General features: G+C 43.5%; 3 protein-coding genes. 2 read left to right on the top strand and 1 reads right to left on the bottom strand.

The window, feature by feature from the left end; all coding sequences use genetic code 11:
• The coding region (locus RM811_RS19280) for a transposase (RefSeq protein ID WP_402527463.1) at positions 1 to 986 on the bottom strand (986 nt) is incomplete at its 3' end.
• A gap of 833 nt (positions 987 to 1819) precedes the next feature.
• Here RM811_RS19280 and RM811_RS19275 point away from each other — a divergent pair.
• Both RM811_RS19275 and RM811_RS19270 read left to right on the top strand, forming a co-directional pair.
• On the top strand, positions 1820 to 4057 hold the full coding sequence (locus RM811_RS19275; RefSeq protein ID WP_402527462.1) for a hypothetical protein: 2238 nt from the start codon (positions 1820 to 1822) through the stop codon (positions 4055 to 4057).
• Between the two features lie 53 nt (positions 4058 to 4110).
• Positions 4111 to 5166: an IS630 family transposase gene (locus tag RM811_RS19270; RefSeq protein WP_402527460.1), complete on the top strand. Its 1056-nt coding sequence runs from the start codon at positions 4111 to 4113 to the stop codon at positions 5164 to 5166.
• Positions 5167 to 5776 lie beyond the last annotated feature (610 nt).

Below are 5776 nucleotides of genomic sequence, written 5' to 3'. Positions count from 1 at the left end.
AAAAGGGCATAGCCTGCCATCTTTATATGCATCCATCGTAACAATGTTCTGAGCTTTTTCTGCCAGAGATGTTTGCACCCAAATTGATGTTTCAGCTGCTGAAACATTGGCTCAATTGGCCACCTTTTTGAGTAAGCCAATAATACTTCATGGCCATTCATATCAGGATTGGTTGATAAGAATAATTTGGCTTCCGTCTCACCTTTGTCATTTATAAAGCGACTCCAAACCACTCGGACGATTCGACCTTTAAGAAAACGAGCACGGCATATGCAGGAACGAAAAGAAACGTCACGATATTTTCCGTAAAGCCATACAGGCATCCTCGTTTCAGGTAATTTCTCAACCTCATCCGGTGTCATTTTAACGCCATATTTACGTGGTTTTCCTCGTTTCTTAAAAGGCGACGGAGGGAATGCGACAATGGGTAACGCATAGAGGACTCTGTTTTTTGGTATATGACCAACAACCTCATAGCCAAGCTCAAGGGCTGGCTTCATGAGTGTCCAATTCATAAACCAACAGTCAGTGAGTAATCGAATCGCCTTGTCAGAGAGCGTCTGTCGTATGGATTTTAACATCGCAGATGCAATTTTTAACTTGCTGGTATTGCCTGATTTTGGTGATGGGAAAGCCATGACAGAAATAGCTGTGTATACCTTATCTGAAGCTCGTTGGAAGGCGATCGCTACGTAGACCCAGCATTGTCCAAGAATATACTTGCTTTGGTTCTTTTTTTTACTGTGCTGGTAATGTATTCGACATGCCGGTGCATTTTCCGAGCAACGCTCAAGCGTCACGTCATCAAGAATCATGGAAATGATTTGATCTTCTGGAGCTTTTGATGCGACCAATAATACTAACCGATGCGACAAACTTCGCCAGCGCCAGGAGCCATGAGAAACCCAGTGATGATAACTGCTCCAAACATTTTCGTAATGGATCGTTAACAGGGCTTGTGTGAAAAACCCTTCACCGGACAGCATGGGACAGCATGCTTCCAATAAGTAATTCGCAAAACGTTGGTGCAGCAAGTGATGATACTGATCCAGCTAAAAAAGTCACATAAATAGCGAGTTCGCGGAGAATAGTTTTGTGATCTTCTGAGAGCATGGCTACCGTCTCTATTGGTTTAGATGACGGTTGGTTTAGCAGTATTTATGTGGCTCTTTGGTACTTATAATTCTCTAAACTCGAGTTAAATGGGAGCAATGCCTGAATATTAATTTAGTGGAACCGGAAATTGATCTACATTTATCAAGTATTATCAGTTCATAGCCTCCGGAAAATTAGACTGCAGGTGCTCGATATTCATAGAATCTGAATGAATGTAGATTGTAACTATTCAAAATCTATGGAGAGTGTCGTCCAAACATACCAGTTTGTTTTGTCCGATTTAATTAATAAAAAAAACAGAAGTTCAGTTGAATTTTAAGTGTCTTTAGGGTGCTGAACAGTTACCACAGATTTAACTAACTTGTCTGATTCGAGTGGTTTCAGGGATTAATAAATGGACTCCTGTTGGGGGGGGGAGAAAGTCAGGAGTTAAAGGAATGTCCGTTTCCCTTTCGCTGCAAGGCTTCAGGTTACATTGATGATGCAGGTTTGTTAAATACATCGGCAGACAGGTTAAAGCAGTAAATTATTTGGAATTGTCTATGAATATGGCTCGTACTTCAGCGTAACTTTTTGTTTCGGCTATCTTGGGGTCATCGAAGGTTTGAGCTATCAGGCCTTGACTGTTTCAGGCGAAACGGAGAGAGGGTTTATCCTGACGTTATTTTAGAAAAATTCATACTGCCTTCGGACTGTTTTTTGTATGGCATTAACTACTGTCGACATGACTCCTTTGGGAAAAACTCTCAAGGATCTACAGCACACCAGATCGCTCAGCAAGGAAGCACTCTGGCAAGGTAAAAATGTGACGGAAGCTGTGCCGAAAACCAATATAAGGCCAGCCTCTGGGGCACAATCCGAGCAGGTAATGTCCGTTATGCCAGCCTCTGAAATCATCAGTGGGCTGCTGCTCGTGACCGATTGTACCCGTAAAATTGCCCGATATATTCCCGGAACAACCTTCTGGCTGCCCTTGCTGCAAATGGCGCAACAACTGTGTGTTGCGGCTGCAGCATCATGTTCAGAGAGTGAGTTTGAGTGTGATGATGGGCTATGTATTCCGAGATCTCTGGCATGTTCTGGAGTAAGTCTATGCTCCAATGGTGAGGATCAGCTGCCGGCCCGTTGTCTTGAGAAATCCTGCCCATATGACCAGTTTCAGTGTGATAACGGAGAATGTATCTCTCAGATTTCCGTGTGTGATGGTATCAATGATTGCAGCCAAAACGAGGATGAGGGTTCTGATAACTGTAATCAAAGTCCCTGTGCAGAGGATGAGTTTTCATGTGAAAATGGGCGTTGCATACCGAAATCTGAACGATGTAATGGTGTTCCATACTGCAGCAATAACAGGGATGAATCTGCGCAACTCTGTCTTGGTTTAGACTGTTTTTTCCCCGATATACGCTGTGAAAGTGATGATAGGTGTATCTCGACTTCATCGCTATGCGATGGGCGTAAAGACTGTCAAAATCTTGAAGATGAATCCGCTGAAACCTGTCTTGAAAAAGATTGTGCTGCAGACAGGTATCGGTGTCAAACCACGGGTCAATGCCTTCCGCAGTCATGGGTTTGTGATGGGGTTCCTGAGTGTCTCAATGCTGAAGATGAGTCAGCTGAGACCTGTCTCAAAAGAACCTGTTCGCGAGTTGAGTTTCAATGTGAAAGTACTGGCCAGTGTCTTCCACAGTCATGGGTTTGTGATGGGATTCCCGAGTGCCTTAACGGGGAAGACGAATTAGCTGACACCTGTCTCAACAGAACCTGTTCGACAGACCAGTTTCGATGTCAAAGTACGGGCCAGTGCCTTGATCCGCCATTAGTCTGTGATGGCCATGACAACTGTCCCAATAATGAAGACGAAGTGGTTGACACCTGTCTTAATTGGGAATGTAGTCCTGGTTATTCTCAGTGTGGAAGTACCGGACAATGTCTTTCTTCAGCATGGGTATGTGATGGTGACATTGATTGTCCTGGTGGAGATGACGAAGCCGATTGTACTGAAAAAACCTGTCCCGTAGATCATTTTCTGTGCAAAAGTGAAGAGAGTTGCATTCCGAGAGTTTGGGTATGTGATGGTGACCCCGACTGTGGTTACGAAAATGATGAATGGCCTGCCGAAAACTGTCCTGAAAGGACTTGCCTGCCTGATGAGTTTCGGTGTGATTCCGGGCAATGTATACCATCGTCATGGGTATGTGATGGGGGGCTTGATTGTAACAATCTTGAGGACGAAGAGGGTTGTGAGTCTACCGCTGGTTTTTCTCAGGCAGATCACACGACAGGTGCAGTTGACGAGATCAGTGCAGCAGGTACCACCACAACCCCGGTGGCTGATGAACCTGCGCTGGCAACTTTCAGCGGGACACTGGCTGAGGCGACCAGTTTAGAAGAATTCACCACGTTGGTAACCGATGAACCCGGGCTTGTAACTTTCAACAGGACACTGACTGAGGCAATCAGCTTAAAAGAATTCAGAACATTGGTAACCGATGAACCTGAGCCTGCAACTTTCAACGGGACACTGACTGAGGCAACCAGCTTAAAAGAATTCAGCACATCGGTAACCGATGAACCTGAGCCTGTAACTTTCAACGGGACACTGACTGAGGTGGCTGGAGCAAATGACTTCATCAAGCCCGCTGAGGCCAAAGACGATATCCACGGTAGCCTTGCACAGGAACCAGACATCAATTATACAGGTTATGTAGTGCTGGGGGTGGCTCTAGCCACTGTCTCGCTTGCTTTAGTGGCGGCGACTGGCGTTAACGCCTATAAAAGGTATCGTCACAAAAAGGAACCATTTAATTGCCGACTGATAACGAATGGCTTTGTCGATATTTTCAAAAGATGCTGTGTAACTGAGGATCGCCCACAAGCTCAGCCCCCGTCAGAAGTAATACCATTTCGAATTATAAACACGGATAAAATTGCCCAATGACCGGCTCGAAAACAGCTATCCTATAGTCAATTATTTCATTTGGTATCAGTCAAATGTCGCATACTCCTGAATTCCCCGAGGGTTTTCATGATGAGGACTTTCAAGATGCTGCACGTCATGCTTCTGATAATAGAGAATGTGTCAGATTGCTTGGTCTTTCATTTCTTCAAAAAGGTCTTTCTGAAGTTGAAGTAGCAAGGTTGTTGGAAGTTCATGCCCAAACAGTTTTTGATTGGTTGCACCGTTACAAATTAGGTAGCATCGAAGCTATTAAGGATAAAGGTGGGCGAGGCAGGAAAAACACCCTTGATGAAGCACAAAAAGCTGAATTTAAAAAAAAGGTTCTTGATCTTCAGGAGCAACGTCAAGGAGGTAGAATTACGGCGCGTGATGTTAAAACGATGATGAAAGAAAATTTTAAAATAGAATGCGTCAACTCAACAGTTTATAAACTGATGCACAAGGTTGGACTGTCATGGATATCAGGTCGAACACGTCATCAAAAGCAAAATCTAGAAGAGCAAGAATCTTATAAAAAAAAATTTAAATCCTTAGTTCGGCAACTCGTCCCAGACTCTGTTGATTTGAAAAATGTTGATATTTGGTTTCAGGATGAAGGTCGTTTTGGGCAGCAAAATACAATCAGTAGAGTTTGGGCTATTAAAGGGAGTCGGCCCGGTTTGATTCGGCAACGACAATTTCTATCAACCTATTTATTTGGTGCTGTATGTCCAGAAAGAGATATCGGAGTGGCCTTGGTATTGCCAACTGCCAATTCAGAAGGTATGACTCTTCATTTATCGGAGATTGCCAAACAAACACAAGAAGGGCGACACGCTGGAGTAATTATTGACAATGCTGGATATCATCATTCTGGTGAATTACCAAAATATGATAATCTGACTTTGATTCCATTACCGGCCTATGCAACAGAACTAAATAGCGCGGAAGAACTTTGGGAATGGCTTAGAGATCATGATTTATCTAACCAGGCTTTTAAATGTTACGACGACATTGTGAACAAGTGCTGTGATGGGTGGAATAACCTCGTTTCAGAGGCTGGACGACTGCGTAGCTTATGTTCCCGTAGCTGGGCCATTGTCTCATAGTTAGAAAACGGAAATGGTATAACAGAGATGACGAGTGGTGAAAATGCTGGAAATACACAATCATTGGAATCAACTGCTCGAGTTTAGAGAATTATAAGTACACAAGAACCACATAAAGACTGCTAAACCAACCGTCACCTAAACTAAAACCTGAATCCGTAACTTCTTAATTACCTCAGAAGATTTTTGTCAATCAGATTATAAGCTGATTGCTGTTTATTCTCTAATTCCTGATAGTTAAGGTGGTGATTGCAAAATGTAGCTATTTTTTGCTCTGAAGGGTATGGAAATGATAGTTTTCTGGCAATTCGGACAAATAAAACCCCTGCCAACTTTCGACAGTATTTCAAGATAACGTTATCTCGAGTTTAGAGAATTATAAGCACTCAAGAACCACATAAAAACTGCTAAACCAACTGTCACCTAACTCAATAGAGACGGTTGTCATGCTCTCAGAAGACCATAAAAGCATTCTCCGCGAACTCGCTATTTATGTGACTTTCTTAGCTGGATCAGTATCATCACTTGCTGCACCAACGTTTTGTTAATTACTTATTGGTGGCATGCTGTCCGGCCAGGGGGTTCTCACTCAAGCCTTGTTAGCGGTCCG

The sequence above is a fragment of the Endozoicomonas sp. genome (assembly GCF_031844845.1).
Classification (GTDB): domain Bacteria; phylum Pseudomonadota; class Gammaproteobacteria; order Pseudomonadales; family Endozoicomonadaceae; genus Endozoicomonas.
The sequence above is the reverse complement of the archived record's forward strand: the minus strand, read 5'-3'. Positions and strand labels throughout refer to the sequence as shown.

Excerpts from the sequence above, each read along its gene's own strand:
- RM811_RS19270 (WP_402527460.1), top strand. The coding sequence starts at position 4,111 with ATGTCGCATACTCCTGAATTCCCCGAGGGTTTTCATGATGAGGACTTT.
- RM811_RS19275 (WP_402527462.1), top strand. The coding sequence starts at position 1,820 with ATGGCATTAACTACTGTCGACATGACTCCTTTGGGAAAAACTCTCAAG.